Below are 640 nucleotides of genomic sequence, written 5' to 3' on the forward strand. Positions count from 1 at the left end.
GTGTCGTCGGGGCCGCAGGCCGCGACCGAGCCGAGTGCCGCGACCAGCGCGAACGTTCCGATGATGCGTCGAGTCGACTGCACGTCAATTCCCCCGAGGTGGCTCAAAGATGTGTGGTCACATCCGATCGGTGATGTGTTCTACACGAGACGCGCCACAAGATCCAATCTTCTCCGTCTGCAACCGGAACACCCGTACGGGGCGTCTGTGCCCCTGATGATCCGAAGAAGTCCGGGACCGGGCCGACGTCCCGTGCCGCCGGGGGGGGCGCGACGGTGGGCGGGCGGTCGCGACGGCAGGCGTCCGGTGGTGCAATGGCTGTGAGGGGGGTATCCGCCGACCCCGTAGGTGATGCCGTGAGTGAAGAAGCCGACACGCGAGAGCCGATCGAGGAGATGGGACCCATCGACTACCTCGTGGTGGAGTTCCCCGGCAACCGGATGACCGGTGAGGGCTTCCCCCTGCTCGTCGACCTGGTGGACCGGGGCCTCATCCGCATCCTCGACCTCGTCTTCATCAGGAAGGACCAGGACGGCTCGGTGGCCGCGCTGGAGATCGCGGACCTCGACGCCGACGGGGAGCTCGACCTCGCCGTCTTCGAGGGTGCCTCGTCGGGTCTCCTGGGCCAGGACGACCTGGA

1 protein-coding gene is annotated in these 640 nt (G+C 67.3%); it reads left to right on the forward strand.

Annotated elements, in window-relative coordinates; all coding sequences use genetic code 11:
* Positions 1-395: 395 nt before the first annotated feature.
* Positions 396-640, forward strand: a 245-nt coding sequence (locus tag VR44_RS34950) for a DUF6325 family protein (RefSeq protein ID WP_045951671.1), incomplete at its 3' end; no start/stop codon positions are given.

It is taken from the genome of Streptomyces katrae (genome assembly GCF_000966975.1).
Taxonomy (GTDB): domain Bacteria; phylum Actinomycetota; class Actinomycetes; order Streptomycetales; family Streptomycetaceae; genus Streptomyces; species Streptomyces katrae.